This is a genomic window from Micromonospora sp. A202 (assembly GCF_006715105.1).
GTDB classification, from domain to species: Bacteria; Actinomycetota; Actinomycetes; order Mycobacteriales; family Micromonosporaceae; genus Micromonospora; species Micromonospora zamorensis.
Genome location: NZ_VFMP01000001.1, coordinates 5322958 through 5349895, shown reverse-complemented (window position 1 = coordinate 5349895; position 26938 = coordinate 5322958). Strand labels below are relative to the sequence as shown.

Annotated in this window: 29 protein-coding genes; 22 read left to right on the top strand and 7 right to left on the bottom strand. The window is 71.5% G+C overall.

Annotation, left to right across the window (positions count from 1 at the left end; translation table 11 throughout):
• Positions 1-139: 139 nt before the first annotated feature.
• Complete coding sequence (locus FBZ33_RS24665) at positions 140-1132, bottom strand: mechanosensitive ion channel family protein (protein WP_370453102.1); 993 nt, start codon at positions 1130-1132, stop codon at positions 140-142.
• 331 nt (positions 1133-1463) lie between these two features.
• Here FBZ33_RS24665 and FBZ33_RS24660 point away from each other — a divergent pair, with 331 nt between their 5' ends.
• Entirely contained in the window at positions 1464-2000 is a 537-nt protein-coding gene (locus FBZ33_RS24660; RefSeq protein WP_030333470.1) for an HNH endonuclease, read from the top strand.
• 17 nt (positions 2001-2017) lie between these two features.
• Here FBZ33_RS24660 and FBZ33_RS24655 read toward each other — a convergent pair whose 3' ends face one another.
• Positions 2018-3604, bottom strand: coding sequence for a DUF6194 family protein (locus FBZ33_RS24655; RefSeq protein ID WP_141910842.1), 1587 nt, complete (start codon positions 3602-3604; stop codon positions 2018-2020).
• A gap of 54 nt (positions 3605-3658) precedes the next feature.
• Between FBZ33_RS24655 and FBZ33_RS24650 the strand changes: the two genes are divergently transcribed.
• The 3 genes from FBZ33_RS24650 (at position 3659) to FBZ33_RS24640 (ending at position 5195) form a co-directional block, all read left to right on the top strand.
• Entirely contained in the window at positions 3659-4432 is a 774-nt protein-coding gene (locus tag FBZ33_RS24650) for a MerR family transcriptional regulator (protein WP_141910841.1), read from the top strand.
• A gap of 77 nt (positions 4433-4509) precedes the next feature.
• Positions 4510-4788: a type II toxin-antitoxin system Phd/YefM family antitoxin gene (locus FBZ33_RS24645; RefSeq protein WP_099847995.1), complete on the top strand. Its 279-nt coding sequence runs from the start codon at positions 4510-4512 to the stop codon at positions 4786-4788.
• Positions 4785-5195: a type II toxin-antitoxin system VapC family toxin gene (locus FBZ33_RS24640; RefSeq protein WP_088949779.1), complete on the top strand. Its 411-nt coding sequence runs from the start codon at positions 4785-4787 to the stop codon at positions 5193-5195. The genes FBZ33_RS24645 and FBZ33_RS24640 overlap by 4 nt, the downstream gene beginning before the upstream one ends.
• Positions 5196-5217: 22 nt before the next feature.
• Here the strand turns inward: FBZ33_RS24640 and FBZ33_RS24635 are convergent, their stop codons facing one another.
• The 3 genes from FBZ33_RS24635 to FBZ33_RS24625 form a co-directional block, all read right to left on the bottom strand.
• The gene (locus tag FBZ33_RS24635) at positions 5218-5994 is read right to left on the bottom strand and encodes a class F sortase (protein WP_247668469.1); all 777 of its coding nucleotides are present in this window, start codon (positions 5992-5994) and stop codon (positions 5218-5220) included.
• A 75-nt stretch (positions 5995-6069) separates the two neighbouring features.
• Positions 6070-6594: a hypothetical protein gene (locus tag FBZ33_RS24630; RefSeq protein WP_141910839.1), complete on the bottom strand. Its 525-nt coding sequence runs from the start codon at positions 6592-6594 to the stop codon at positions 6070-6072.
• Between the two features lie 105 nt (positions 6595-6699).
• A complete protein-coding gene (locus FBZ33_RS24625; RefSeq protein WP_088949776.1) occupies positions 6700-7164 on the bottom strand; it encodes an Lrp/AsnC family transcriptional regulator in 465 nt (154 codons plus the stop codon).
• Positions 7165-7312: 148 nt separating this feature from the next.
• On the opposite strand from FBZ33_RS24625, the gene FBZ33_RS24620 reads away from it, so the two are divergent.
• From FBZ33_RS24620 to FBZ33_RS24555, 14 genes are all read left to right on the top strand, one after another.
• Entirely contained in the window at positions 7313-8215 is a 903-nt protein-coding gene (locus FBZ33_RS24620) for a tryptophan 2,3-dioxygenase (protein WP_141912928.1), read from the top strand.
• Entirely contained in the window at positions 8191-9516 is a 1326-nt protein-coding gene (kynU, locus tag FBZ33_RS24615) for a kynureninase (RefSeq protein ID WP_185755520.1), read from the top strand. Before FBZ33_RS24620 ends, kynU begins: the two co-directional genes overlap by 25 nt.
• On the top strand, positions 9513-10850 hold the full coding sequence (locus FBZ33_RS24610) for an NAD(P)/FAD-dependent oxidoreductase (RefSeq protein ID WP_141910837.1): 1338 nt from the start codon (positions 9513-9515) through the stop codon (positions 10848-10850). The genes kynU and FBZ33_RS24610 overlap by 4 nt, the downstream gene beginning before the upstream one ends.
• 23 nt (positions 10851-10873) lie before the next feature.
• Entirely contained in the window at positions 10874-12355 is a 1482-nt protein-coding gene (locus FBZ33_RS24605; RefSeq protein ID WP_141912926.1) for a 2-hydroxymuconic semialdehyde dehydrogenase, read from the top strand.
• 47 nt (positions 12356-12402) lie between these two features.
• The gene (locus tag FBZ33_RS24600) at positions 12403-13200 is read left to right on the top strand and encodes a 2-keto-4-pentenoate hydratase (RefSeq protein WP_141910836.1); all 798 of its coding nucleotides are present in this window, start codon (positions 12403-12405) and stop codon (positions 13198-13200) included.
• Positions 13197-14129: an acetaldehyde dehydrogenase (acetylating) gene (locus FBZ33_RS24595; RefSeq protein WP_255509038.1), complete on the top strand. Its 933-nt coding sequence runs from the start codon at positions 13197-13199 to the stop codon at positions 14127-14129. The genes FBZ33_RS24600 and FBZ33_RS24595 overlap by 4 nt, the downstream gene beginning before the upstream one ends.
• Complete coding sequence (gene dmpG / locus FBZ33_RS24590) at positions 14126-15187, top strand: 4-hydroxy-2-oxovalerate aldolase (RefSeq protein WP_141910835.1); 1062 nt, start codon at positions 14126-14128, stop codon at positions 15185-15187. The genes FBZ33_RS24595 and dmpG overlap by 4 nt, the downstream gene beginning before the upstream one ends.
• Positions 15184-15957: a 2-keto-4-pentenoate hydratase gene (locus FBZ33_RS24585; protein WP_088949773.1), complete on the top strand. Its 774-nt coding sequence runs from the start codon at positions 15184-15186 to the stop codon at positions 15955-15957. The genes dmpG and FBZ33_RS24585 overlap by 4 nt, the downstream gene beginning before the upstream one ends.
• Positions 15954-16376 (top strand): RidA family protein, encoded by a 423-nt coding sequence (locus FBZ33_RS24580; RefSeq protein WP_141910834.1) that lies wholly within the window; start codon positions 15954-15956, stop codon positions 16374-16376. The genes FBZ33_RS24585 and FBZ33_RS24580 overlap by 4 nt, the downstream gene beginning before the upstream one ends.
• Positions 16373-16897: a 3-hydroxyanthranilate 3,4-dioxygenase gene (locus FBZ33_RS24575; RefSeq protein WP_088949771.1), complete on the top strand. Its 525-nt coding sequence runs from the start codon at positions 16373-16375 to the stop codon at positions 16895-16897. The genes FBZ33_RS24580 and FBZ33_RS24575 overlap by 4 nt, the downstream gene beginning before the upstream one ends.
• On the top strand, positions 16897-17898 hold the full coding sequence (locus FBZ33_RS24570) for an amidohydrolase family protein (protein ID WP_141910833.1): 1002 nt from the start codon (positions 16897-16899) through the stop codon (positions 17896-17898). Before FBZ33_RS24575 ends, FBZ33_RS24570 begins: the two co-directional genes overlap by 1 nt.
• A gap of 88 nt (positions 17899-17986) precedes the next feature.
• Positions 17987-19450, top strand: a complete 1464-nt coding sequence (locus FBZ33_RS24565; RefSeq protein ID WP_141910832.1) for an amidase — start codon at positions 17987-17989, stop codon at positions 19448-19450.
• Between the two features lie 75 nt (positions 19451-19525).
• Positions 19526-19822, top strand: coding sequence for a hypothetical protein (locus tag FBZ33_RS24560; RefSeq protein ID WP_141912922.1), 297 nt, complete (start codon positions 19526-19528; stop codon positions 19820-19822).
• On the top strand, positions 19809-20216 hold the full coding sequence (locus FBZ33_RS24555) for a DUF5130 family protein (RefSeq protein ID WP_088949767.1): 408 nt from the start codon (positions 19809-19811) through the stop codon (positions 20214-20216). Before FBZ33_RS24560 ends, FBZ33_RS24555 begins: the two co-directional genes overlap by 14 nt.
• 56 nt (positions 20217-20272) lie before the next feature.
• Here FBZ33_RS24555 and FBZ33_RS24550 read toward each other — a convergent pair whose 3' ends face one another.
• Together FBZ33_RS24550 and pepN are read right to left on the bottom strand one after the other, a co-directional pair.
• Complete coding sequence (locus FBZ33_RS24550) at positions 20273-20836, bottom strand: Uma2 family endonuclease (RefSeq protein ID WP_185755400.1); 564 nt, start codon at positions 20834-20836, stop codon at positions 20273-20275.
• Positions 20837-20918: 82 nt separating this feature from the next.
• Positions 20919-23468 (bottom strand): aminopeptidase N, encoded by a 2550-nt coding sequence (gene pepN, locus FBZ33_RS24545; RefSeq protein ID WP_141910830.1) that lies wholly within the window; start codon positions 23466-23468, stop codon positions 20919-20921.
• Positions 23469-23689: 221 nt separating this feature from the next.
• On the opposite strand from pepN, the gene FBZ33_RS24540 reads away from it, so the two are divergent.
• The 4 genes from FBZ33_RS24540 (at position 23690) to FBZ33_RS24525 (ending at position 26938) form a co-directional block, all read left to right on the top strand.
• The gene (locus FBZ33_RS24540; protein WP_141910829.1) at positions 23690-24316 is read left to right on the top strand and encodes a disulfide bond formation protein DsbA; all 627 of its coding nucleotides are present in this window, start codon (positions 23690-23692) and stop codon (positions 24314-24316) included.
• A gap of 203 nt (positions 24317-24519) precedes the next feature.
• A complete protein-coding gene (locus FBZ33_RS24535) occupies positions 24520-25095 on the top strand; it encodes a hypothetical protein (protein WP_141910828.1) in 576 nt (191 codons plus the stop codon).
• Between the two features lie 87 nt (positions 25096-25182).
• Complete coding sequence (locus FBZ33_RS24530) at positions 25183-26382, top strand: DUF1015 family protein (RefSeq protein ID WP_141910827.1); 1200 nt, start codon at positions 25183-25185, stop codon at positions 26380-26382.
• An 88-nt stretch (positions 26383-26470) separates the two neighbouring features.
• A complete protein-coding gene (locus tag FBZ33_RS24525; protein WP_099847969.1) occupies positions 26471-26938 on the top strand; it encodes a ribose-5-phosphate isomerase in 468 nt (155 codons plus the stop codon).

The window sequence follows — 26938 nt, the reverse complement described above, 5'->3', positions numbered from 1 at the left end:
GTGTTCCGGATTCTGCCCGATCGTCTGACAACTAGCTAGGGCGAACGGATCGATCGTCGCTTCCCCGACTGAACGAACGGACGATACCTGAGGGGCCGGGCGGCTGGCGACCCTGCATCGGCGGACATTTTCGCCTGGGTCAGGTGGCGCCACCCTGACCGGTCTCGCTGTCGGGCAGGGGCCGGGTCGGCAGACCGGGATAGATACGAGCAGCCGCGATCTGCGCGGTGATCCCCGAGTTCTCCAGCGCCTCGGCGAGCCGCCGACGCAGCTCCCGGCCCACCGCGAACTGCCCGTCCGCGGTGGTTTTCACCACCGTCCGGATGACCGCGCCGTCCACCGTCACCTGCTCGACGCCCAGCACCTCCGGCGCCTCGACGATCTCCGGTGACAGCTCCGGGTCCACCGCGATCGAGGCGGCCGCGGTCCGCAGGACGGCGGTGGCCTCCTCGGTGCTGTTGAAACCGATCGGTAGGTCCACCACCACGAGGGCCCAACCCTGGCTCTTGTTGCCCACCCGGATGATCTCGCCGTTGCGGATGTACCAGAGCACGCCGCGACCGTCGCGCACCGTGGTGACCCGCAGCCCGACCGACTCGACCACGCCCATCGCCTCGCCCAGGTCGACGTTGTCGCCCACGCCGTACTGATCCTCGATCAGCATGAAGAGGCCGGCGATCAGGTCCTTGACCAGGCTCTGCGCGCCGAAACCCAGTGCCACGCCGGCGATCCCCGCGCTGGCCAGCAGTGGAGCCAGGTCGAAGCTGAACTCGCGCAGGATCATCAGCAGCGCGATGCCGAAGACGAACGCGGTGGTCAGGCTGCGCAGCACGGAGCCGATCGCCTCAGCCCGCTGCCGTCGCCGCTCCGGCACGAACTCCGCCGGGTCACCCGCCGTGCTGGGCACCCGCTCGCGCAGCGGGCGCAGCATCGTCGGCACCGCGCCCTCGGTGGTCGTCCGGACCAACCGGTTGATGGTGCGGTGCAGCGCCCAGCGGGCCACCATCGCCAGCGCCAGGATCACCAGCAGCCGCAGCGGCTTGAGCAGGATCCAGTAACTGCCCTCGGCGAACCAGGCCGATCTGGTGATGTCGTAGATCCACTCGCAGGAGGTGCTGCCCTGGCAGCTCACCGAATCGGCGGTGGACAGGGCAAGGGGCGTCACGCTGGCGGCACTCACCCTGTCTTCGTACCGCAAGCGACCCGACAGTCCGCCGCCGACCCACCGGCGGGTGAACTGCCGCAGAGGGCACGACCGGAACGGGGCGAACCGGCCATCGTGACAGGTGCGAGAGAGAGCTTCACGTCCGACCCCGGATTAGTACGTGCAATCCGGGGTCCGATCAGGGACTATTGGCGCAACGGACGTCGGTGATCGGCCCGGCGTCGACCGGGTGGGCCGGCGTGCCCGACCCCGGTCGGCGGCGGTTCGCAGCAGCCGCTGAACCGGGAGGGTGAGCGCGATGCCTGACATACGACCCACGGTGGGCTCCGGCGCGTTGGTCCTCAACGCCACCTACGAGCCGCTGTGTGTCGTGTCGGTGCGCCGCGCCGCGATCCTCGTCCTCTCCGCCAAGGCGGTCTGCGTCGCCGACGGTGACGGCATCCTGCACAGTGCCCGGGACGCGCTCCCGGTGCCGTCCGTGGTCCGGTTGACGCGCTTCGTCCGGGTGCCCTACCGGACGCACGTCGGGCTGTCCCGGCGGGCGATCTTCGCCCGGGACGGGTGGCGGTGCGCCTACTGCCGGGGCCCGGCCGAGACCATCGACCACGTCTTTCCGCGCAGCCGGGGTGGCCGGCACGCCTGGGAGAACGTGGTCGCCGCCTGTGCCCGGTGCAACCACACCAAGGGTGACAAGACTCCGGCCGAGATGGGGTGGCGGTTGCACGCGCTGCCGGCTGCGCCGAAGGGCACCGCCTGGCGGGTGCTCGGGCACCGGGCCCCAGACCCCCGCTGGGCCGACTGGCTGGACCTGCGCGAGCCCGAAGCAGCAGCCTGACTCCGCGCGGAGCTGGCTCAGTCCTGCTGGTCGGCTGCCCGGCGCGCTGCGCGCTCGTGGCGGTTCGCTGCCCGGCCGTACGCCATCGCCAGTAGCCGGTCGATCTCGGGCAGCATCTGCGGACCAGGCATCACGATGCTGCCGAAGCCGTACAGCGCGTAGCCCGGGTGCGGTACGAGGGTGTCCAGCCGGGCGAAGTCGAACGCGTCCCGGTGGTCCTCGAATGCCTTGGGCGGGAAGCCGAAGAGTCGCTCGAACTCGGCCCGGCCCAGGTCCAGGTTGAGGCGGAAGACACCAGGGCGGTCAAGCTGTGCGGCCTCGTCGAAGCCGGGCACGTCGTGCTCGACGATGGTGGCGAACGGCTGGCGGCGGTCCGGGCCGAGGTAGAAGAACCGGTCGCCCCAGGCCACCTCGGGTGACCCGTTCTCCTCGCTCGCCACGACCTGCTCGACGCCGGGCAGCGAGAGAATCCGGTCGGCGAGCGTGGCCGCATCGACGCCGGTCGGGATGTGCAGCACCGCATCGGCATGGTCGATGGTGGCCTGGTCCAGCGGAAAGTAGCGGTAGTCGTGCGCCCGTTGCTCGGCTGGTCCGATGTCGGACGCGCGGACGTACCCGGGAAGGTCGTCCTCCTGCTGGAGTCTGCCTTCGTAGGTCGACGTGGCGGGTGCCTCGATGCCGAGCGTGGGGCTCGCGCCGAGGCTGCCGACGACCACCGCGTACCGGTCGCCCAGCAGTGACGCGACGATCGCGCCGGCGCCGGCCCACGACACCTCCGTGCCGTCCATCGTCATCGTGCTGAGATGGCGCTGGAGGTGCGTGTTGTGCGCGAAGGTCAGCGTGGGTCCGCGGTGGGCTTCGGCCGCCCGGATCGCGAGCAGGTTCTCGGCCATCAGCGCGTCCCGGACCCCGGCCAGGCGGGCGAAGCGTTCCTCCTGGGCCAGTGGTGCGGCGGCCGCGGCGTGGTAACGCAGCAACGCGACCGCCGACGTGGCGTGTACGAGCGCCGCCGGCCAGCCCTCGGGTCGCCGGGGTGCCTGCAGGTACAGCTCGGTCAGCAGGTCGTCGCCGATCACCCGCAGCCGCTGAGCATCGGTCGAGCGACCGACCGATCGACCCGGCTCCCAGATCGCGGCTGTGTCACTCCACCGCGCCTCGTCCCCGATCAGGTCGTCGATCTCGGCGGACCGGTCCAGGCCGAGGAAGTGACAAACGTCGTTGAGGTGGCGCCGCGGGCTCGGGGCGCTCTCCAGCTCCACCGGGGCGTCGAAGCCGTGGAACGTCAGGCGCTCGGCGACCGGCCGTCCGGCGTTCCACTCGCGCATCCGCAGCAGCAGGTCGCGGTTGGCCGGGGCCGCTCCGAACCCGTGGCTGAACCCTTCGGTGAGTGCACGGTCGAGCGTCACGACGCCGCCCTGCACGAACTCGTCGGCGATCAGCCCCGCGACCCGGTCGCTCTCCAGCGCGATCGACCGGTAGCCGTGCTCGGCCAGCGTCATGAAGGCCTCGTTGCGGACCTGGAGGAAGGCGGACTCACCATGCGTCGGCTCGCCGATCGCGAGCAGGGCCGGTGATCCGGCCAGCAGGTCGAGAAGGGTCGTCATTGCATCAACCGTATCGTTGAACCAGCGGTTGAAACTTACGAGTGTTGGAGCGCGGTGGCAGCCACGAAACCCTCAAACCCAGGGGTACGCCGACCGGTCGATCTCGCGCGCGGGCATGGACTGTCCGCGCAGGCCGTGCGCAACTACGAACGCGAGGGCGTCCTGCCTCCGGCCGAGCGCACCTCGAACGGCTACCGCCGGTTCACCGAGGTGCACGCCAAGGCATTGAGCGCCTACCTCGCGCTGATCGTGGGCCATGGCTACGCGGCCAGCGGCGACATCATGCGCGCCGTCAACCGGGGTGAGATCGACACGGCCCTGCGCACGATCGACCAGAGTCACACCCTGTTGCAGCGCGATCGAGAGACCTTGGACGTGGTCGAGACGGCGGTCGTGGCGCTCACCGGAACCAAGCCGTCACCGCAGCGCCGGGAAGCCGTGCCGATCAGCGTGCTGGCACACCGGCTCGGGCTGCGACCCGCGACGCTGCGCAAGTGGGAGATGGCCGGGGTTCTGCGGCCAGGGCGCGATCCCGCGACTCAGCACCGCGTCTACTCACCGGACGACGTGCGCGACGCCGAACTGGCCCACCTGCTGCGTCGGGGCGGTTACCGGCTCGACCACATCGCCGGCGTGCTGCGTCGAGTGCGCGACGCGGGCGGGGCCGAACCGCTCGCCGCGTCGCTGCGCCAGTGGCGGCAACGGCTCACTGAGCGCGGCCGGGCCATGCTCACCGGGGCCGCCCGGCTCGCCGAGTACGTCGAGGCTTGTCAACCGCCGGCACGCGCCTTGACCAGCGAGGCGAAGACCACCACGTTGTCCGAATAGCCCCCCACTGGCCGCCGTCTTCTCGATACGAGGCGAATAGCCTCGCAGTGTAGAACATTTAGTTCTACACTCGGTCTGTGGAACGCATCGGGGTCCGAGAGCTGAACCAGAACACGAGTCAGGTGCTGGCTCGGGTGAGTGGCGGCGAAACCGTCGAGATCACCGATCGTGGGCATCCGATCGCCAGACTGGTTCCGGTGAGTGACGACAGGTCGGTACTGGCCAAGCTCGTAGCTGCGGGGCGGGCCGTCGCTCCGACCGGCGGCGGCTCTGTGCCGCTTCCCCCGAAGCTGGGTGACGAGGATGTGGACGTGGCCGCCACGCTCGCCGAGATGCGGGACGAGGAGCGCTGGTGATCTATCTGGACTCCGCCGCCGTCGTCAAGTTGGTTCGGCAGGAGGCGTGCAGCGCTGAGCTTGTCTCCTGGCTCAACACCCACGGAGACGTCCCCCTGGTCTCCTCCGCGCTGGTCGAGGTCGAAGTGCCCAGAGCGTTACGCCGATCAGCCCCGCAGGCGTTGGTCGGCGTGCCGGCGGCCGTCGGACGGCTCTTTCGGCTGGAGATCGACGGCACGATCCGTGCGACCGCTGCCGCGTTTGCCGAGCCGACGTTACGCAGCCTCGACGCCATTCACCTTGCCACCGCTCAGGTTCTGACCAACGAGTCCGGAACGGCACTCATCGCCTTCGTCAGCTATGACCGGCGACTGCTCGAGAGCGCCAAGGTTGCGGGGTTACCCGTGGCAAGCCCCGGTCAGAACTGACCCGGGTTCCGCTTCACCCGGGTCAACCACCTGTACGTGCCTTCGTCAGCGACGCGAAGACCACCACGTTGTCCGAATAGCCCGTCTCGCCGCCGACCCACTGGCCGCCGCAGGTGATCAGTCGCAGGCTCGGACGGCTGAAGTCGCCGTACACCTCGTCCACCGGCAGCCGCCCCTTGTCGAACCGCTCCACCGAATCCACCTCGAAGATCGCCACGCTCCGGTCCGTGCGGGTGACCTCGATCTGGTCGCCGGAGCGCAGGTCGCGAAGCTTGTGGAAGACCGCCGGCCCGCTGGTGGTGTCGACGTGCCCGACGATCACGGCCGGGCCGTACTGACCGGGGGTGGGCCCCTGGTCGTACCAGCCGGCCTCCTGGGCGCGGGCCGCGTCCGGCACGGCGATGGTGCCGTCCGGCGCGATGCCCACGTCGTGCACCGGCGCCTCGACGTCGATCGTGTCAATGGCGAGGTTGGTCGGACGGCTGGACGACAGCACCGGGAACTTCTTCGGTGGCGGTCGGAAGCCGGCGCTGAGCTGGTCCGGCAACAGGCTCATGCCGGTCACCTGCTCGACGCCGAGCATCGCCACGATCAGCACCATCAGCGCGGCGACGGCCAGGACCGGCAACCCTGGTCCCGTACCGATGCGGTGCCCGGCCAACGGCGACCCGGCCGGACGCCTCGGTGGCAGCGGCTGGACGGTCGGATCGGTGGTGGCGATGCTGGCCGACCCGGCCTGACCGGCGACGCGGCCCAGCCGGCGGGAGGCGCGGGCCACCAGCCGGCCGGAGGCGCGCAGCGCCGGCCCGGCCCGGAGGCGGGCGCGGCGGTCCGGCCGCGCACGCGCGGATCTGCGGGTCATGGGTCGTCCGGCTCAGGAGCCGGCTCCGGTCCGACGCCGGCCGCCCGCCATGCCGAGCGCGATCGCAGTGGCCACCAGCGCCACGCCGCCGAGCACCAGCAGTGAGCCGGTGCCGCGACCGCCGGCCGTCCCGCCGCCCCCGGTCGCCGGTCCCTTGCTGGGCGACGCCATGTTCAGCACGGTCAGGGTGGTCGTGGCCGTCTGGCCGTTCTGGCAGCGCAGGTCCACCGCGTAATCGCCGGCCTGCTTGTCACGCGGAATGCTGGCCTGCGCGGTCAGGAAGCCGTTGTCCGGTCTGAGCGTCACGTGCCCGAACGCATCGGAGTGCACGCTGGACTGGCGGTTGTTGTTGTCGTTGTCGCAGCTCGCCTTGATGGAGACCCGGCTACCGGCCTGGGCGCTGTTCGGCGTCACCTCGATGAAGGTGTTCTCGCCGGCACGGGCCGGCGCGACAGACATCAGGACGAACGCCCCGACCAGCCCGACCAGCGTCAGTGCGGACGAGAGCGCGCGGTTGATCGTGCGGATTCCCTGCATGATTTCCCCCCAACCGGCGACGACCGCCGGAACCCTCCCCTGGGCACGCGGCCTGCTTTCCCGCTGGCGCGGGAGCAAACCCGCAGGCGGCGAGGGTGGGGTGGGTCAGCGCTGACGCGGGGCGACCCCGGTCGAGGGGAGCGGCGTGATCGGCTGCCAGCCCAGCGGGGACGACAGGACCATAGTGCTCGACGGCTGGCCGTACGGGGCGAGTCGGTCGATGACGCCCTCGAACGCGCCGATCGAGCCGGCGGCCACCTTCAGCACGCTGCACGCGTCCCCGGTGATCCGGTGGATCTCCAGGATTTCCGGCCAGCCCGCGACCGCCGGGTCGTGCAGGATGCATCGCGCGCCGTAGCAGGACATCCGGATCAGCGCGATCACGGTGCGGCCGGCTCGGCTCAGGTCGACATGGGCGTGGTAGCCGGTGATGACTCCGGACTCCTCCAGCCGGCGAACCCGCTCGGCGACCGCAGGTGGCGACAGGTGCACCCGCCGGGACAACTCGCTGAAGGACAGCCGCGCGTCGGCCTGCAACTCGCGCAGCAGCGCCCAGTCCATGTCGTCCACGCTCAGACCTTACTTTCGTGAACCGACTTCGCCTAGTTGCCTTTGGTTCGCCAGGAGAAGGCGGCGAGAGCCGTTGATCTGGCATTCCGTAGGCCGATCCGACCGAGGGATCATGACGTCGGCGAGTCCGGGGGAGGGAGACGAGATGGTGGATCAGACGGAGCGGCGGGCGCCGAACCGCCCCGCCACGGTGCGACCGGTGACCCCGGGGCAGCGGGCCGCCCAGGCGGAGCGCACCGGTGGCGAGCCCACGCTGGAGTTCGCCGACATGGTGCCGTACGACGCGTACGTGCAGGCCAGTGCCCTGCACCGGATGCAGCACCCGCTCAGCAGCGACCCGGGCGAGATGTCCTTCCTGATGGTCAGCCAGATCATGGAGCTGTACTTCGGGCTGACCTGCCACGAGTTGCGGGAGACCCAGCGGCTGATCCGCGCCGACCAGGTCTGGGAGGCGTTGGCGCCGTTGCGTCGAGCCAAACTGCACCTGGAGGGGCTCAACGCCGCCTGGCAGGGGCTGCGCTGGATGAGCCCGGCCGACTTCAACCGGTTCCGCAACCTGCTCGGCGAGGCCAGCGGCTTCCAGTCGGCCATGTACCGGCAGTTGGAGTTCCTGCTCGGGCTGCGTGACCCGACGCTGATCCGCCCGTTCCGTCGACAGACCGACGTGTACGCCGCGCTGACCGCCGCGCTGGCCACGCCGAGCCTCTGGGACGATGTGCTCGCGCTGCTCGCCCGGCGTGGCTTCGATCTGCCCGCCGACCTGCTCGACCGGGACGTTGCCATCGAACATGATCCGCACCCGTCGGTCGAGGCGGCCTGGGTACGGATCTACGACGACGGCGGCCCGGACAACCACCTGCGACTGCTCGGTGAGGCGCTGAGCTCGGTCGCGGAGGAGTTCGGCGACTGGCGGTGGAACCACGTCAAGGCGGTGCAGCGGACGATGGGCGCCAAGGTCGGCAGCGGAGGCTCCGCCGGCCTGGCGTGGCTGCAACGCAGCATGGCCCGGGTGGTTTTCCCGGAGCTGTGGTCGGCCCGCACCGCGATGTGACCGGAGAGCGAGACACCCCTGTGCACACCCCAGAACGAGAGGCGCACCGCCTCGACGAAGCCGACCCGGGTCACCGGCACCTGTTCCACGTGCCCCCGGCCGACGGCGGCGACCACCCCGAGTCGGCGTACCTCGCCGGCAACTCGCTGGGCCTGCAACCCCGGGCCACCCGCGACGAACTCCTCGCCGACCTGGACGCCTGGGCGCGGCTCGGCGTCGAGGGGCACGTCGAGGCGGCGCGCGCGTGGCTGCCGTACCACGAGTTGTTGACCGCGCCGGCCGCGCGACTGGTCGGCGCCCGCCCCGCGGAGACCGTGGTGATGAACTCGCTCACGGTCAACCTGCACCTGCTGATGGTGAGCTTCTACCGCCCGGCCGGCGCGCGCACCCGCATCGTCATCGAGGACGCGGCGTTCCCGTCGGACAGCTACGCGGTGCGCAGCCAGGCCCGGTTCCACGGCCTGGACCCGGATGAAACCGTGGTCCGGTTGCGCCCGCGCGACGGTGAGGACGCCCTGCGCACCGAGGACGTGACCGCCTACCTGGCCGCCGAGGGCGACCGGGTGGCGCTGGTGCTCCTCGGCGGGGTCAACTACCTCACCGGTGAGGTGCTGGACATCCCGGCGATCACGGCCGCCGGCCGGGCGGCTGGCGCGGTGGTCGGTTGGGACCTGGCCCACGCGGTCGGCAACGTGCCACTGGCCCTGCACGACTGGGATGTCGACTTCGCCGCGTGGTGCTCCTACAAGTATCTGAACGCAGGTCCGGGTGCCCTGGCCGGCGTCTTCGTGCACGAGCGGCACCTCGGCGACGAGACAGTGCCCCGCTTCGAGGGTTGGTGGAGCACCGCGGCGGCCACCCGCTTCGAGATGACCCCGGTGTCGCGGCCACCCGCAACAGTGGAGGCCTGGCAGATCTCCAACCCGCCGATCTTCGCGATGGGCCCGGTGCGCACCTCGCTGGAGGTGTTCGACGCGGTCGGCATGACGGCGTTGCGCGCCCGCAGCCAGCGACTCACCGGCTGGTTGGAGTCGCTGCTCGAAGAGGTCGTCGTCGACCGGCCGTTGCGCGTGGTCACCCCGCGCGACCCGGCCCGGCGGGGCTGCCAGCTTTCGGTGCGCATCGGCCACGGCAGCGCGGCGGAGCTGACCAAACGCCTGCGGCACGAGCACGGCGTCATCGCCGACGCCCGCGAACCGGACGTCATCCGGTTCGCCCCGGTGCCGCTCTACTCCACGTACCTCGACTGTTGGCGGGCCGCGGCGGCGCTCGCCGCGACGGTGGGGCAGGTGAACCCGTGACCGCGCGGCGCGACGAGGTCGCGATCATCGGTGCCGGCCTGGCTGGTTGCCTGGCCGCCTGCTTCCTGGCCCGGCGCGGCTACCCGGTGGCGCTCTACGAGCGCCGCTCCGACCCGCGGGCCGGCACGGCCGAGCGGGGGCGTTCGATCAACCTGGCGCTCTCCGAGCGCGGCCTGGACGCGTTGCGCCGGATCGGGCTCGCCGACCAGGTGATGACCGACGCGCTGCCGATGCGGGGCCGGATGATCCACCCGGTCGAGGGGGAGCAGCAGTTCCAGTCGTACAGCGCGGCCGGCGACCGGGCGATCAACTCGATCAGTCGGGGCGCGCTGAACAACGCCCTGCTGGACGAGGCCACCGCGCTGCCCGGGGTGCGGGTCGTCTTCAATCACCGGTTGGTCGGGCTGGACCCGACCGACGGCTCGCTGAGCTTCGAGACACCGCAGGGCACTGTCGCAGCCAAGGCGTCGGTCGTGCTGGGTGCCGACGGCGCCGGCTCCGCGGTGCGGGGGCAGTTGCTGGCGTACGGGTTGCTGAACGAGAGCGTGGACTTCCTCGACTACGGCTACAAGGAGTTGACGATCCCGCCGCTGGGCGGGGACTTCGCCCTGGACCCGGACGCCCTGCACATCTGGCCGCGCGGCACCTCGATGATGATCGCGCTGCCGAACCCGGACCGCTCCTTCACCTGCACGTTGTTCTGGCCCAACGACGGCGCCGGCAGCTTCGCCTCGCTGACCAGCCCGGCCGAAATCGAGCGGCACTTCGCCGAGCACTACCCGGACGTCATCCCGCTGGCACCGAACCTCGTCGACGACTACCAGCACAACCCGGTGGGCGTGCTCGGCACTGTTCGCTGCACGCCCTGGCAGGTCAACGGGAGCGTCGGCCTGCTCGGTGACGCGGCGCACGCGATCGTGCCCTTCTACGGGCAGGGCGCGAACTGCGCCTTCGAGGACGTGGTCGAGTTGGACCGCTGCCTGGACGAGTGCGCCGACGACTGGCTTGCGGCGCTGCCCCTATTCCAGCGACGCCGGCAGGAGAACGCCGAGGCCATCGCCACGATGGCGCTGACCAACTTCGTGGAGATGCGGGACAAGGTCGCCTCCCCGGTCTTCCAGACACGGCGGCGGGTGGAGCACGCCCTGGAGCGAGCCCTCCCCGGCCGGTACGTTTCGCAGTACGAGCTGGTGTCGTTCTCCACCACCCCGTACGCGGAGGTGCGCCGCCGGGTGCGCCGACAGCACCGGGTGCTGGGGGCGGTCGTCGGCGGGGCCGCGGTGCTGCTGGTCGGCGCGATCGGCGCGGCACTGAGCCGAGGGAGGCAGGAATGACCGGCCTGTGGGACCCGCGACTGATGGCCGGCCATGCGCCAGGTGGCCCGCACCGGTTGCGCAACTTCGTCGCCGGCGAGTTCGTCGACGGCGGGTCGACGTTCACCAAGGCCAGCCCGGTCACCGGGGACCAGGTCTTCGAGGTGGACGAGGCGTCGCAGTCGACTGTGGACGACGCGGTGGCCGCCGCCCGGGCGGCGCTGCGCGGGCCGTGGGGCCGGATGGGCGAACGGGAACGCGCCGAGGTGCTGCGCCGGGTCGCCGACGAGTTGGAGCGCCGCTTCGACGACCTGGTCACCGCCGAGGTCGCCGACACCGGCAAGTCCATCGCCCAGGCCCGCACGCTGGACATTCCTCGTGGTGCGGCGAACTTCCGGGCGTTCGCGGAGATCGTGGCGACCGCGCCCACCGAGTCGTTCACGACGGTCACCCCGACCGGTGGCCGGGCGCTCAACTACGCGCTGCGCAAGCCGGTCGGCGTGGTCGCGGTCATCGTGCCGTGGAACCTGCCGCTGCTGCTGCTCACCTGGAAGGTCGCCCCGGCGCTGGCCTGCGGCAACGCCGTGGTGGTCAAGCCCAGCGAGGAAACACCCGCCTCGGCGACGGTGCTCGCCGAGGTGATGGCCGCCGCGGGCGTACCGGCCGGGGTGTTCAACCTGGTGCACGGGTTCGGGCCGGACTCGGCGGGCGAGTTCCTCACCCGCCACCCCGGCGTGGACGCGATCACCTTCACCGGCGAGTCGGCCACCGGCGGCGCGATCATGCGGGCCGCCGCCGACGGCGTGAAGGCGGTCAGCTTCGAGCTGGGCGGCAAGAACGCCGGCCTGGTCTTCGCCGACGCCGACCTGGACGCCGCCGTGGCCGGCTCGGTGCGGTCCAGCTTCACCAACGGCGGGCAGGTGTGCCTCTGCACCGAACGCATCTACGTGCAGCGCCCGGTCTTCGAGGAGTTCACGGCCCGGCTGGCGAAGCGGGCCGGTGAGCTGGCGTACGGCTGGCCGACCGACGAGGCCACCGCCACCATGCCGCTGATCTCCCACCAGCACCGGTCGAAGGTGCTCGGCGCGTACGAGCTGGCCCGGGCCGAGGGCGCCGAGGTGCTCACCGGTGGCGGCACGCCCACCTTCGGTGACACCCGCGACGGCGGGTCGTACGTGCAGCCGACAGTGCTCACCGGGCTCGGCCCGCAGGCGCGCACCAACCGCGAGGAGATCTTCGGGCCGGTGGTGCACGTCGCGCCGTTCGACACTGAGGATGAGGCATACGCGCTGGCCAACGGCACCGAGTACGGCCTCGCGGCGACCGTCTGGACCCGAGACGTGGGCGTCGCGCACCGGGCCGGCGCCCGGCTCGACGCCGGCATCGTGTGGGTCAACACGTGGTTCCTGCGTGACCTGCGCACCCCGTTCGGCGGGGTGAAGGCGTCCGGCATCGGCCGGGAGGGCGGCGTGCACTCGCTGAACTTCTACTCCGAACTCACCAACGTCTGCGTGGACCTGTCGTGAGCCGTGGCGAGCGTGGACCTGTCGTGAGCCGTAGCGAGGGAGCGGGCATGGAAGCTGACATCGAGGCCGCCAACCGGGAGCTGGCCGACGCCCGCAGCACCGGCAAGCCGTGTGCACCACTTCGGGGCCGGCTGCTGCCGGAGGGCGACGTCGAGTCCGCGTACCACGTGCAGCAACTCCAGGCGCGAGCCTGGCAGGGCCGCGGCGAACGCCGGGTCGGCGCGAAGATCGGGCTGACCTCCCGGGCGGTGCAGGAGACCTTCGGGGTGTTCCAACCGGACTTCGGCATGCTGACCGACGCCATGGCGGTCGGCGACGGGGTCGAGGTGCCCATCGAGCGGCTGCTCCAGCCGCGGGTCGAAGCGGAGATCGCGTTCGTGCTCGACAAGGATCTCGCCGGCCCGCAGATCACCACTATCGACCTGATCCGCGCGGTGGACTACGTGCTGCCGGCGATCGAGATCGTCGACTCGCGGATCGCCGGGTGGGACATCTCCATCGTGGACACCGTCGCCGACAACGCCTCCAGCGGGCTCTTCGTGCTCGGCACCACGCCTCGCCGCCTCGCCGACGTCGACCTGCGGCTGTGCGGAATGGTGCTGGAACACGCCGGCGAGCCGGTCTCGGTCGGCGCCGGCGCGGCCTGCCTGGGCAATCCGCTGCACGCCCTGCACTGGTTGGCCAGCACGCTCGCCCGCGCCGGTGACCCGCTGCGCGCCGGGGACGTGGTGCTCTCCGGGGCGCTCGGCCCGATGGTCCCGGTCACCCCGGGAGCCGCGTACGAGGCACGGATCTCCGGGCTCGGCTCGGTTCGTACGAGTTTCAGCAAGGGAGACAACCAGTGACCGGTGTGGCGGTGCTCGGGTCCGGAAACATCGGCACCGATCTGATGATCAAAGTGTTGCGGCTGAGCGACAGCCTGCGCATGGTGGCGATGGCCGGAATCGACCCGGCCTCCGACGGCCTGGCGCGCGCTCGCCGGCTCGGCGTCGCCACCACCGCCGACGGAGTGGACGGGCTGGTCGCGATGCCCGAGTTCGCCGACGTCGAGCTGGTCTTCGACGCCACCTCGGCGGGAGCGCACCGACACCACGACGAGGTGCTTCGCGCGCACGGCCGCACGGTGGTCGACCTGACCCCGGCCGCGCTCGGCCCGTACGTCGTGCCGCCGGTCAACCTCGACGAGCACCTGCACGAGTCGAACGTCAACATGGTGACCTGCGGCGGGCAGGCGACAGTGCCGATCGTCGCCGCGGTGCGCCGGGTCACCCCGGTGGCGTACGGGGAGATCGTCGCCTCGATCGCCTCCCGGTCGGCCGGGCCGGGCACCCGGGCCAACATCGACGAGTTCACCGAGACCACCGCTCGGGCCATCGAGGTGGTCGGTGGGGCCGAGCGGGGCAAGGCGATCATCGTGCTGAACCCGGCGGACCCGCCACTGCTCATGCGGGACACCGTCTACTGCCTCTGCCCGGACGCCGACGCCGACACCGACGCCATCGCCGCCTCGGTGGCGGACATGGTGGCGGCGGTGCAGGAGTACGTCCCCGGCTACCGGCTCAAGCAGGACGTGCAGTTCGACCGGGTGCGGGCGTACGTGCCGACGCTCGGGCGGCAGCTCACCGCGTTGCAGGTGTCGGTCTTCCTGGAGGTCTCCGGTGCCGGGCACTACCTGCCGGCGTACGCCGGGAACCTGGACATCATGACCTCTGCCGCTCTGCGTACCGCGGAGCGGCTGATCGCCCTGCGTTCTTCGGAGGTGGCCGCGCCATGACCGACCTGTACATCCAGGACGTGACGTTGCGCGACGGCATGCACGCCATCGCCCACCAGTACAGCGTCGAGCAGGTCCGCGCCATCGCCGCCGCGCTGGACGCCGCCGGGGTGGCCGCGATCGAGGTGGCGCACGGGGACGGGCTCGCCGGTTCCAGCGTCAACTACGGCCACGGCGCGGCCAGCGACGCTGAGTGGATCTCCGCAGCAGCCGAGGTGCTCACCACGGCGAAGCTGACCACGCTGCTGCTGCCGGGCATCGGCACGATCGCCGACCTGAAGGCCGCGAAGGCGCTCGGGGTGACAAGCGTCCGGATCGCCACCCACTGCACCGAGGCGGACATCTCCGCCCAGCACATCTCCTGGGCTCGGGAGAACGGCATGGACGTCGCCGGGTTCCTGATGATGTCGCACATGAACGATCCGGCCGGGCTCGCCGCTCAGGCCAAGCTCATGGAGTCCTACGGCGCGCACTGCGTCTACGTCACCGACTCCGGTGGCCGGCTGCTGATGTCCGACGTGGCGCAGCGCGTCGACGCGTACCGGCAGGTCCTCGCCCCGGAGACGCAGATCGGCATCCACGCGCACCACAACCTGTCGCTCGGGGTCGCCAACAGCGTGCTCGCCGTCGAACACGGTCGGGTCACCGGGTCTGCGCCGGTCGGCCCGGACGCACCCCACGGCCGGACCGTCCGCGTCGACGCCTCCCTCGCCGGCATGGGCGCGGGCGCCGGCAACGCGCCGCTGGAGGTCTTCGTGGCGGTCGCCGAGTTGCACGGCTGGAAGCACGGCTGCGACGTGTTCGCGCTGATGGACGCGGCCGACGACATCGTCCGCCCGTTGCAGGACCGACCGGTCCAGGTGGATCGGGAAACGCTCTCCCTGGGGTACGCGGGGGTCTACTCCAGCTTCCTGCGGCACGCCGAGCGGGCCTCCACCAGGTACGGCGTGGACGTCCGGTCGATCCTGGTCGAGCTGGGCCGGCGCCGGATGGTCGGCGGCCAGGAGGACATGATCGTGGACGTCGCACTCGACCTGGCCGGCAAGGAGCCCTCATGATCGGACCGGACATCGCCGGGATCGCCGAGAAGCTGGGCGTGGCAGCGGCCACGGCCACCGCGATCCCGCAACTCGCCGCCGAGACCGGCCTCGACGTGGATGCCGCGTACGGCGTGCAGGCCGCACTGCTCCAGCGCCGGGTGGACGCCGGTGAGCGGCTCGTCGGGCTGAAGATGGGGCTGACCAGCAGGGCGAAGATGGCCCAGGTCGGCGTGGACGAGGTGATCTGGGGGCGGCTCACCAACACGATGCGGGTCCCCGACGGTGGCGTGGTGGACCGCGCCGCGTACATCCATCCCCGGGTCGAGCCGGAGGTGGCGTTCCTGCTGGACCGGCTGCCCGAGCCGGGTGAGCCGGTCGGCGACTTCGCCAGCGCCGTTCGCGCGGTCGCCCCGGCCATCGAGCTGATCGACTCCCGGTACGCGGACTTCCGCTTCTCGCTGCCGGACGTGATCGCCGACAACACCTCGGCCGCCGCGTTCGTGATCGGGCCGTGGTCGCCGGTGCCGGCGGGGCTGGACAACCTGGGTGTGCTGCTGGAGGTCGACGGGCGGGTGGCGCAGGTCGGTTCGACGGCGGCGATCCTCGGCGATCCACGCCGGGCCCTCGACGAGGGCATCCGGCTGGCCGGCCGGCACGGTGTGCGGCTGGAGTCCGGGTGGGTCTTCCTGGCCGGCGCCGCCACCGCGGCTGTGCCGCTGCGTCCCGGCGCGCACGTCCGTGCGGTCGTGGAGAAGCTCGGCACCGCGTCGCTGCGGGCGTCGTCGTGACCGCGCGGGTGGTGGCCGGCAAGGCTGTGCCTCGGGGGGCTTTTCCGCACGTCAAGGTGGCGGGTGGGTTCGTCTTCGTCTCGGGTACGTCGTCGCGGCGGCCGGACAACAGCTTCGCTGGTGTGTCGGTGGACGAGTTCGGCACGACCAACCTCGACATCCGGGTGCAGACGCGAGCCGTGATCGAGAACATCGGCGATCTGCTGCGCTCGGTCGGCGCGGACCTCAGCGACCTCGTCCAGGTGACGTCGTACCTGGTCAACATGAACGACTTCGGTGGTTACAACGAGGTGTGGGCGGAGTTCTTCGACGCGTCCGGGCCGACCCGCACCACGGTGGCCGTGCACCAGTTGCCCCATCCACACCTGCTCATCGAGATCCAGGCCGTGGCCCTTCTTCCCTCGGGAGGTCAGTCGTGAGTGAGATCGCCGAACCGTTCAGCTTTCCCGGGTGGATCGCGGACAACCAGCACCTGTTGAAGCCGCCGGTGGGCAACAAGGAGATGTTCCCCGGCGGGGACGACTTCATCGTGATGGTGGTGGGCGGGCCCAACCAGCGCACCGACTTCCACGTGGACCCGTACGAGGAGTTCTTCTACCAGGTCAAGGGCAACATGCACATCAACCTGGTCACCCCCGAGGGGCCGCGTACGGTGCACGTGCGCGAGGGTCAGATGTGGATGCTGCCGCGCAACACCCCGCACTCGCCGCAGCGACCGGAGGCCGGCTCGATCGGCATGGTCGTCGAGCGGGTCCGTGAGGAGGGCACGCTGGAGACGTTCCAGTGGTACTGCCCGGAGTGCGGCAACAAGGTGCACGAGGTGGAGTTGCAGGTCCGCGACATCGCCGCCGACCTACCGCCGGTGTTCCAGGCGTTCTACGCCGACGAGCAGGCACGCACCTGCGCCAACTGCGGCACCCTGCACCCGGGCAAGGGCTGATGCCCGCAGGCGTCGTCGACGTGCACACGCACGTCGTACCGAAGGGGTGGCCGGACCTCGGCGCGGCGTGCGGTGGGTCCGGCTGGCCGTGGCTGCGGGTCGACTCCGAGCGAGCCGCCATGATCATGGTGGGGGAGAGGGAGTTCCGCCCGGTCGGAGCCGAGTGCTGGGACGCGTCGCGCCGGCTGGCCGACATGGACGCCGACGGCGTGGACGTACAGGTGGTCTCGCCCACCCCGGTCTTCTTCAGCTATGACCGCCCGGCCGACCAGGCGGTGAAGGTCGCCCGGATCTTCAACGACCTGACCCTGGAGGTCACCGCCGCGGGTGGCGACCGACTGGTGCCGTTCTGCCAGGTGCCCCTCCAGGACCCGGACGCCGCGTGCGCCGAGCTGGATCGCAGCCTGGCCGCCGGGCACGTGGGTGTGGAGATCGGCAACCACGTCGGCGACCGGGACCTGGACGACGCAGGGGTGGTCACCTTCCTCCAGCACTGTGCCGAGGTGGGCGCACCCGTCTTCGTCCACCCGTGGGACATGCCGGACGGCCCGCGCCTGGACCGCTGGATGGCTCGGTGGCTCGCCGGGATGCCCGCCGAGACGCACCTGTCGGTGCTGGCGATGATCCTGGGCGGCGTCTTCGACCGGGTGCCCGAGACGTTGCGGATCTGCTTCGCACACGGTGGTGGCAGCTTCCCGTTCTGGCTGGGCCGCGCCGACAACGCCTGGCACCGCCGTGGCGACCTGGTCCGTGGCGCGTCCGTCGCCCCGCCCAGCAGCTACGTCGACCGGTTCAGTGTCGACTCGGTGGTCTTCGCGGCACCCGCGCTGCGGCTGCTGGTCGACACGATGGGGGAGGACCGGGTGCTGGTCGGCAGCGACTACCCGTACCCGTTGGGGGAACGCCCGGCCGGCGCGGTGGTCCGCGACGCCGACTTCCTCACCGACGCCCAGCGCGACAAGCTCCTCTCCACCAACGCCCAGCGCTTCCTGCGCGGCTGAGCGCATCTGTGGGCCGGTGGGCCGAGTGGGTGGGGAGTCCGGCGTGTGTCGGACGCGTGGGGCCCGTCCCAGCGGGCAGGATGAGGGGATGGCCGAGCCGCACGACCTGACCGCGTTGGAACAGGCCGCCGCGATCGCCCGCGGCGAGCTGACCAGCGTCGACCTGGTCGAGCATTGCCTGGGCCGGGTGGCCGCGCTCGGCGACACCGTGGGCGCGTTCGTCACCGTCACCGAGGACCTCGCCCGGCAGGCCGCACGCGCCGCCGACGCGGTGCCGGTCGAGGCGCGCGGCCCGCTGCACGGTGTGCCGACCGCGATCAAGGACCTGACTCTCACCGCCGGCGTGCGCACCACCTTCGGTTCGGCCGCCTTCGTCGACTTCGTCCCGCCGGTCGACGCCGACGTGGTCCGGTTCATCAAGGCCGCCGGGCTGGTCAGCCTCGGTAAGACGACCACCTCCGAGCTGGGCTGCTCGCTCTACTCCGAGGGCCGGGTCGCGCCGCCGGCCCGCAATCCGTGGCAGCTGGCGTACACCGCTGGTGGGTCCAGCGGCGGCGCCGCGGCGGCGGTGGCTGCCGGGCTGGTCCCGGTCGCCCAGGGGTCCGACGGCGGTGGCTCGCTGCGCATCCCGGCGTCGCTCTGCGGCCTGGTCGGCTACAAGCCCAGCCGGGGCGTGGTCTCCGGCGGGCCGCTCGGCTCCGGCGCGTTCGGCCTGCCCACCAGCGGCCCGCTCGGGCGGACCGTCGCCGACGTCGCCGCGCTGCTCGACGTGATGGCCGTGCCGGTCCCCGGGGAGCCCTACCTGTCGCCGCCCGCGCCGCCCGGCGGATATCTGGCCGTGGCACGCCGGGCCGAGCCCGGCCCGCTGCGCATCGGCCGGTTCACCACGCCGATGCTCGCCGACGAGCCGGTGCACCCCGACTGCGTGGCCGCCGTGGACCGGGCCGCCGCACTGCTCACCGCGGCCGGCCACGAGGTGGTCGAGGTGCCGCCGCCGCTCGGGCCGGCGGTGTGGCCGCTGTTCGAGATCCTCTGGTACGTGCTGGCGCTCGCCCCGGTGCCGCCGCAGCGGGAGGCGGAGCTGCTGCCGTTGACCCGGCTGATGCGCGCCCGGGGCGCGGCGATCTCCGCCGGCACGCTGGCCGCCACCCTCGGCGAGTTGCAGGCTCAGGTCCGCCTCGGCGCCCGTCGCACCGCCGGGGTCGACCTGCTGCTCTGTCCCACCCTGGCCGCGCCGCAGGCGCCCGTCGGCTGGTTCACCGCCGATGGTGACCCGGCGGCCGACTTCGACCGGCAACGCCGCTTCTCGCCCTACTGCGCCATCTTCAACGTCACTGGCGATCCCTCCGTCTCCCTGCCGGTCGGCACCACCACCGACGGCCTGCCCGTCGGGGTGCTGCTCACCGGCCGGTACGGCGACGACGCGCGGCTCATCGCGACCGCTGCGCAACTGGAGAACTCCAGTGACGGATGGGATCGGCACCCCGCAATCTGGCGGGCCGTCGACTCCGCTAACGTGAATGGTGACGGCGTCGGGTGGCCAGCATCATGATCATCCATCCGACCCGCTTGTTCGAGGTCGTCCTTCTTCCGCCTGGGGGCGTTGGGATTGTCTGTTACCGAGACGTTGCTGGTCTTCGTCGGCATCCCGCTGGCCGCGGTGCTGGTCATCGCCGGCCTCACCTATGCCGGTAGCAGCGGTGGTGCCACCGGCGGTGGCCGTGGTGCCAAGCGCTACCGCCCGGGCCGGCCCTTCGACTTCACTCCGGTCTGGTTCCTGGGCCGCCCGGAGCAGCTGGCCGACTCGGCCGGCACCGCGCTGACGGCGGGGGCGCAGGCGCCCGCGCTGACCAGCCACAAGCTTGAGAAGGCCAGCGTCGAGGCGCCGGCCGGTGGAACCGGAGGCGCAAGTGACCGTTGGTGAAAAGCACGCCGGGTCGGAAAATCCGCCCGAGGTGCTGGACGGGCCCTTCTCGACCCGCCAGCTGCTGCGCATCGACGAGGCGTTGCGCCTTGCCGACCAGGGCACCGGCCTGGTCTTCTCGGTCTTCGTCGGCGGTCTCGACGAGCCCGTCCGGGAGCACGCCCAGCGGCTGCACCGTCAGCTCGCCGACCCGGACAAGTCGGTGCTGATCGCCGTGTCGCCCAACCAGCGTCAGCTGGAGATCATCACCGGCCGGTACGCGCGCAAGCGCATCCCCGACACGTACGCCAAGCTGGCCGCGCTCTCGATGGCCGGCGCGTTCAGCGGCGGTGACCTGGCCGGCGGCATCATCAACGGCCTCGACCAGCTCTCCAGCCACGCCGGCAAGGGCTGAGCCTCTCCTCGTACGACGAAGCCCGGCCCGCGAACAGCGGGCCGGGCTTTCGGACCTTAACGGGGCCAGGCGGAGGGGTCGAGGCGCATCGGCCACGGCTCGTCGATCTGCACCGGGTCGTCTGGGCCGACCGTGCCGAGCAGGTTGTAGTGAACGCCCTTCACCAGCTCGTAGCGATATATCACGGGGCCGAAGTCGCCGCGCTCGACCCGCCAGTAGGCGGGAATGCCGACCTCAGCGTAGAGCGCAGGCTTGGTGAACCGGTCATGCCGACGGCTGCTCGGTGATTCCACCTCGACGACAAGCGCCACATCCGCTGCTTCGATCCAGGTGCCGTCCGCAGGGGCCGTCGGCTTCAGCACGGTGACATCAGGAATGAGATTGCTGCCGGCGGCACGAAGCCCCGCCTCCCGGATCACCCGCCATCCGGTCGGCGTCGCCGCTCGCAGGGCTGCCCGTAGCTCATCGGCCAGTTCCTGGTGGCCGAAACCCGGTGGTGGGGTCACGTGCAGGCTCCCGTCGATGATCTCGTAGTGGTTCCCATCCTCGGGAAGGTTGAACAGGTCCTGCTCGCGCCACTCGCGCGCAGGGGGTCGCCACTCGTAGATCGGCTGTGCCATCACGTCCACCTCCTTTCGCAACCATAACGGCCCGTGCCAGCGTCGGCTCCCGCCCACGCCGGCACGGGCCGCGTACTCCTGATCAGCTCTGCTCGGCGTCCTTCGCGCGGGCCTTGAGCGCCCGCAGCACGCCGTCGCGGCCCTCGGCGACCAGCCGGCGCAGCGGGCCGGGGTGCCCGTCGCCGGCCAGCCACGCGTCGGTGGCCGTCACCGTGTCGTCCTCCACCAGGTAGGCCGGGTATGCCAACTGGGCGAACTCCTGCGCCGGCTCGCTGTCCCGGGTGGCCCACACCTGCGCCACCGTCTCGAAGTACCGCTCCCGGTACGGCGCGATCAGCTCCACCTGGGTCGGGTGCGCGAAGCCCTGCAACAGCGCCCGGTGCCGCCAGTTGGGCAGCGCGTCGGGGCCGGTCAGCAGCGCCCACAGGGCGGCCTTGTTCTCTGCCGTCGGCAACAACGCCTGGGCGTACGCGGCCTCCCGCTCACCGCTCGCGGTGCGGTCGCCGGCCAGCTCCGCCTCGATCTCGGCGGCACCGGCCGCGCCGTTGGCCACCAGCGCGGCGAGGACCGACCAGCGCAGCTCGGTGTCCACGGTCAGCCCGGCCGGAATGCCGGTGTCGTCCAGCCAACCGCGCAGGGTCGCCAGGTCCTCGTCGGAGCGGGCCGCCGAGGCGAACGCGCGGGCCCAGGCCAGCTGGAAGCCGCTGCCGGGCTCGGCGCTGGCGAGCGCGTCCCGGGCGGTACGGGCCAGGTCGGCCCAGCCGGTCGGCGCCCAGGCCGGGTCGGCGTACAGGGTGAGCGCGGTGGTCGCCTGTCGCAGGGTGGCGGTGACCAGGTTGATGTCGGTCTCGGCGGGCAGCCCGCTCAGCGTGAGCGCCACGTAGTCACGGGCCGACAGCTCGGCGTCGCGGATCATGTCCCACGCGGCGGTCCAGCACAGCGCCCGGGCCAGCGACGACTCGAAGCCACCGATGTGCTGCACCACGTTGGCCATCGACCGGTCGTCGAGGCGCAGCTTGGTGTAGCTCAGGTCGTCGTCGTTGAGCAGCAGCACGTCGGCCGCCCGGACACCGCGCAGCTCGGCGAGGTCGGTCCGCTCGCCGGTCACGTCCACCTCGTAGCGCTCGCGACGGACCAGCCGCCCGTCGGTGAGGTCGTACAGGCCCACGCCGATCCGGTGCGTCCGCAGCGTCGGGTATGCCGTCGGCGCCTCCTGGAGGACGGCCACCTGCTCGTAGGTGCCGTCCGCGCCGATGGTCACCTCCGGGCGGAGCGTGTTGACCTGTGCGGTCTCCAGCCACTGCGCCGCGAACTTGCGCAGCTCCCGGCCGGAGGCCGCCTCCAGCTCGGTGAGCAGGTCGTCGAAGGTGGCGTTGCCCCAGGCGTGCTTGCCGAAGTAGGCCCGCAGCCCGGCGACGAACGGCTCCTCACCCACGTACGCGACGAGCTGCTTGAGGACGCTCGCGCCCTTGGCGTAGGTGATGCCGTCGAAGTTGACCTCGACAGCCTCCATGTCCGGCATCTCGGTGTAGACCGGGTGCGTGGAGGAGAGCTGGTCCTGCCGGTAGCCCCAGTTCTTGCGGATGGACAGGAACGTCGTCCACGCCTCGGTGAACCGGGTGGCGTGGGTGTTGCACCAGTGGCTGGCCCACTCGGCGAACGACTCGTTGAGCCACAGGTCGTTCCACCAGCGCATGGTGACCAGGTCGCCGAACCACATGTGGGCCAGCTCGTGCAGGATCGTGTTGGCCCGCTGCTCGTACTCGAAGTCGGTGACCTGCGAGCGGAACAGGTAGTGCGACTCGGCGTGCGTGACGCAGCCGAAGTTCTCCATCGCGCCGGCGTTGAAGTCGGGCACCCAGAGCTGGTCGTACTTCGGCAGCGGGTAGCGCACGCCGAACTTCTCGTGGAAGAAGTCGAAGCCCTGCTTGGTGATCAGGAACAGGTCGTCGGCGTCCAGGTAGCGCGCCATCGACGCGCGGCAGAACACCCCCAGGTCGATGCCGTCGTGGCTGTCCCGCACCTCGTGGTACGGGCCGGCGCACATCGCGGTGATGTAGGTGCTCATCCGGGGCGACACGGTGAAGTGCAGGGTCTTGAGCCCCTCACCCGCCGGCTCCTCGCGCTGCACGGGCATGTTGGACACGGCCCGCCAGTGCGCCGGCACTGTGGCGTGCCAGGTGTAGACGCTCTTCAGGTCGGGCTGGTCGAAGCAGGCGAACACCCGCTGCGCGTCGGCCGTCTCGAACTGGCTGTAGAGGTACGTCTCGCCGTCCACCGGGTCGACAGTGCGGTGCAGACCCTGGCCGCTGTTGGAGTAACCGAAGTCGGCGTCGACGACCAGCGTGTTGTCGCTGTCCAGGGAGGACAGCACCAGGCCCTTCTCGGCCGACCAGTCGGAGAGGTCGACGGGGGAGCCGTTCAGCGTCGCGGAACGCACCGACTCGGCGGCCAGCTCGATGAACGTGCTCGCACCCGGCTCCGAGCAGCGGAAACGCACCTCGGTCGTGGACCGGAACGTGCGGCCGTCCGCCGCCAGCACGGCGGTGGACAGGTCCAGACTGATGTCGTACCCCGTCACATTGAGCAGGCGGGCCCGCTCGGTCGCCTCGACCTGCGTCAGGTTGCGCACTCCCGGCACTGTTCGTCTCCATCCCAACATCTCGCCGTACGCCCGGCGGCGCCCGTCTGCCAACCGCTCGTGGCGGCCGGCCCGAACCGAGTCTTCCATGTACGAGCAGCCCGCGGTGGCCGAGGTCACGCTCTCATTCGGGTGCCGCTCGACGGGCTGCGGGGTGAAGATTCCCCTGAGACGCCGGACTGCCGGCGCCCCCGTCGCGAAGGGACCTCACCGTGACCGAACGTGTCACCGCCGACATGTGGTTCGACCCGGCCTGCCCGTGGGCGTGGATCACATCCCGCTGGCTGCTTGAGGTCGAGCAGGTCCGTGACGTGGACATCCGTTTCCACGTGATGAGCCTCGCCGTGCTCAACGATGGCCGGGACGAGCTGCCCGAGGAATACAAGGAGTTCCTGAAGACCGCGTGGGGCCCGGTGCGGGTCTGCATCGCCGCCGAGCAGCGGTACGGCAACGACGCCCTGCGTCCCCTCTACACCGCGCTCGGCACCCGGATCCACCTCGGCAAGGAGGAGCGGGGTCACGAGCTGTACGTCGCCGCGCTGACCGACGCCGGTCTGGACCCGGCGCTGGCCGCGGCCGCCGACAGCACCGACCACGACGAGGCGCTGCGGGCCAGCCACGAGGCCGGGATGCGCCCGGTCGGGCAGGACGTCGGCACGCCGGTCGTCCACGCGCCCGGTCCGGACGGCACCCCTGTCGCGTTCTTCGGCCCGGTGATCACCCCGGCTCCGAAGGGGGAGGCCGCGGGCCGGCTCTGGGACGGCGTCCTGCTGGTCGCCGGCACGCCGGGCTTCTACGAGCTCAAGCGCACCCGGGAGCAGGGCCCGATCTTCGACTGAGGTGTGCTCAGGGGCCCCGGTCGACGCCCGGCGTCGATCGGGGGCCCTTTCCATCGCCGACCACCTCCGCAGCGCGTCCCGCTCGGCGTGTCGCGTCGTGGCGATGCCCGCCCCGTCACCGGGAGACCGCCGCGCTCGTTGGCCTGCATGTCCGCCGCAGCGACCCGCAGGGCCGCACCCCGCAGTTCGTGGAGGCAATCCCGATGGCCAAGCACCGTGCGTCCGGTGACGATCAGCTGACCCGGCAGGGGGTGATCGACACTCCCGGTGCGGCCTACTGGTCCGTTGACGACTCCCGCTGGCCGGCGGTCCGTCCGGACCTACCCGCCCACCTGGTCGACCTGCTCGCGCCGCCCATCGTGGTGGGCGTGGCCCGGGTTCCGGTGACCTCCCGGCTCACACCGCCCTCGTCGGCCGACCCTCTGACGTCGGCCGTCGACTCCGGCCCGACCGACCTCGTGGCGTCCACCGCGGCGTCGCCCGTGCCGGCGCTGCCGGTCCCGGCGCCGCCCGTCGCGACGCCGCCCGTCCCGTCGGCGGCGGCACCGGCCCAACCCGCGCCGCCTCCGCCGGCGCCCGCCCCCTCGCGTCCGGTGCCCACGCCGCCGCTGAGCCCGCGACCCGTCCCGTCGCCGCCGCCCGAGCGGCCCGTGCCGGGGCCGCCCGCGTCACCCCGTCGAGCCGTAAACACCGGGCCGGTCGGCACCGGCCGGCGGGGCAACGGCGGGCCGGCAACCGCAGGCAGGCACCGGCGGGGCGCGTCCGACCGCACCGGCTGACCACTCCGCCGGCCTGGCGCTTTCATCTGGTGGACCCCTGCGGGTCCCCCGTCGACGGCGACACCGTCGCCGGTAGCGTCAGTGGGTATGACGGTCGTGCATCCGATCTCCCGGGCGTGGGTCACCACTGGTGGCACCGGCGCGCAGAACTACGACGAGTTCGCCGACGACGCGGAAATCACCGCGATCATCGAGGCGAACCCGCACAGTGCCCTCGGCATCGAGATGCCGCACCGCGCTCCGCAGAGCCTGGGCAGGTCGTTCCTGGACGCCTTGCCGGACGCGGTCGCTCGCTTCGCCGAGGCCAAGGCGGACGGCAGCTACACCCCCGCCGAGCAGGTGGTGGTGCTCTACCGGATCACCGCACCCGGCGAGGAGCCCGCGTACGGGCTGTTCGCGATGGTGGACACCGACCAGATCTCCACCCGGGCCGACGAGCCCGGTCTGGTCATCCGCAACGAGGACGTCTTCATCGCCAAGGTGCGCGAGCGGGTGGCACTCGCCGAGGCGCTCGGTCACCTGCTCTCACCCGTACTGCTGCTCCAGACCGGGCGCGGCGACGAGCTGCACGCCGCGCTCGCTTCGGCGACCGAGATGTCCGGCGCGCCCGCCGCGACGGACACCGACCAGGCGGGGCGCACGCACGCCATCTGGCTGCTCGGCCCCGGGCCGGAGCAGGCCGCGTTGACTGCCCTCGCCGGCGGCGGGGAGCTGGTCGTCGCGGACGGCAACCACCGCAGCCTGGCTGCCCAGACCGGCGGGCTGTCGCGCTTCCTGGCCGTGGTCACCACCCCCGCGTCGGTGGCCATCCAGCCGTACAACCGACTGGTCAGCGAGCTGACCACCACACCGGCGGAGCTGCTCGACCGGCTGCGGGCCGCGGGCGCCGAGGTCGAGCCGATCGAGGGCCCGGTCGAGGTCCCGCAGGGTGGCGGCACCGTGCACCTCCGCCTCGACGGCCAGGGGTACGCGGTGCGCCTGCCGGCGACGGCCTCCGCCCGCCTGGAAAACCTGGACCACGCTCTGGTCGAGCGGCTGCTGCTGCGCGACGCGCTCGGCCTGGACCCGGGCGACAAGAGGATCACCTACGTCGGCGGTGACTACCCGGCGAGCTGGCTCACCGGTGAGGTCGACGCCGGGCGGGCCGAGCTGGCCATCCTCATCGCGCCGGTGACCGTTGCCGACTTCGTTGCGGTGAACCTCGCTCGGGAGAAGATGCCCCGCAAGAGCACCTGGTTCACCCCGAAGGCGCGTGGCGGTCTGGTCGTCGCCGAGCTGCCGCGCTGAGCGTTCCCCGGCACGACCGTGTGACGAACCCGGCTCTCCGACGCCGCCCCCGCGACGTCGGAGAGCGCGGCCTGACAGACTGCCCGGTATGCGCGTCTACCTGGGATCCGACCACGCCGGTTTCGAGTTGAAGGTGCACCTGGCCAACCACCTGGCCAAGCAGGGGTACGACGTCGTTGACGTCGGCCCGCACAGCTACGACCCGGACGACGACTACCCGACGTTCTGCCTGCACACCGGCGACCAGGTGGTGGCCGACGAGACAGGTCTGGCAGTGGTCATCGGTGGGTCGGGCAACGGCGAGCAGATCGCCGCGAACAAGGTCGCCGGCGTCCGCGCCGCGCTGGCCTGGAGCGTCGAGACCGCTCAGTTGGCGCGCCAGCACAACGATGCGAACGTCGTCGCGATCGGTGCCCGCCAGCACACGTTGGACGAGGCCACCGGCATCGTCGAGGCGTTCCTGAACACGCCGTTCTCCGGCAACGAGCGGCATGCCCGTCGGATCAACCAGGTCGCCGAGTATGAGCGGACCCGGCAGCTGCCCGTCCTGCCCTGA

Coding starts and splice junctions, on each gene's coding strand:
- FBZ33_RS24660 (WP_030333470.1), top strand. CDS start 1,464: ATGCCTGACATACGACCCACGGTGGGCTCCGGCGCGTTGGTCCTCAAC.
- FBZ33_RS24655 (WP_141910842.1), bottom strand. CDS start 3,604: ATGACGACCCTTCTCGACCTGCTGGCCGGATCACCGGCCCTGCTCGCG.
- FBZ33_RS24630 (WP_141910839.1), bottom strand. CDS start 6,594: ATGCAGGGAATCCGCACGATCAACCGCGCGCTCTCGTCCGCACTGACG.
- FBZ33_RS24605 (WP_141912926.1), top strand. CDS start 10,874: ATGGCCGGCCATGCGCCAGGTGGCCCGCACCGGTTGCGCAACTTCGTC.
- FBZ33_RS24600 (WP_141910836.1), top strand. CDS start 12,403: ATGGAAGCTGACATCGAGGCCGCCAACCGGGAGCTGGCCGACGCCCGC.
- dmpG (WP_141910835.1), top strand. CDS start 14,126: ATGACCGACCTGTACATCCAGGACGTGACGTTGCGCGACGGCATGCAC.
- FBZ33_RS24585 (WP_088949773.1), top strand. CDS start 15,184: ATGATCGGACCGGACATCGCCGGGATCGCCGAGAAGCTGGGCGTGGCA.
- FBZ33_RS24570 (WP_141910833.1), top strand. CDS start 16,897: ATGCCCGCAGGCGTCGTCGACGTGCACACGCACGTCGTACCGAAGGGG.
- FBZ33_RS24565 (WP_141910832.1), top strand. CDS start 17,987: ATGGCCGAGCCGCACGACCTGACCGCGTTGGAACAGGCCGCCGCGATC.
- FBZ33_RS24550 (WP_185755400.1), bottom strand. CDS start 20,836: ATGGCACAGCCGATCTACGAGTGGCGACCCCCTGCGCGCGAGTGGCGC.
- FBZ33_RS24535 (WP_141910828.1), top strand. CDS start 24,520: ATGGCCAAGCACCGTGCGTCCGGTGACGATCAGCTGACCCGGCAGGGG.
- FBZ33_RS24530 (WP_141910827.1), top strand. CDS start 25,183: ATGACGGTCGTGCATCCGATCTCCCGGGCGTGGGTCACCACTGGTGGC.
- FBZ33_RS24525 (WP_099847969.1), top strand. CDS start 26,471: ATGCGCGTCTACCTGGGATCCGACCACGCCGGTTTCGAGTTGAAGGTG.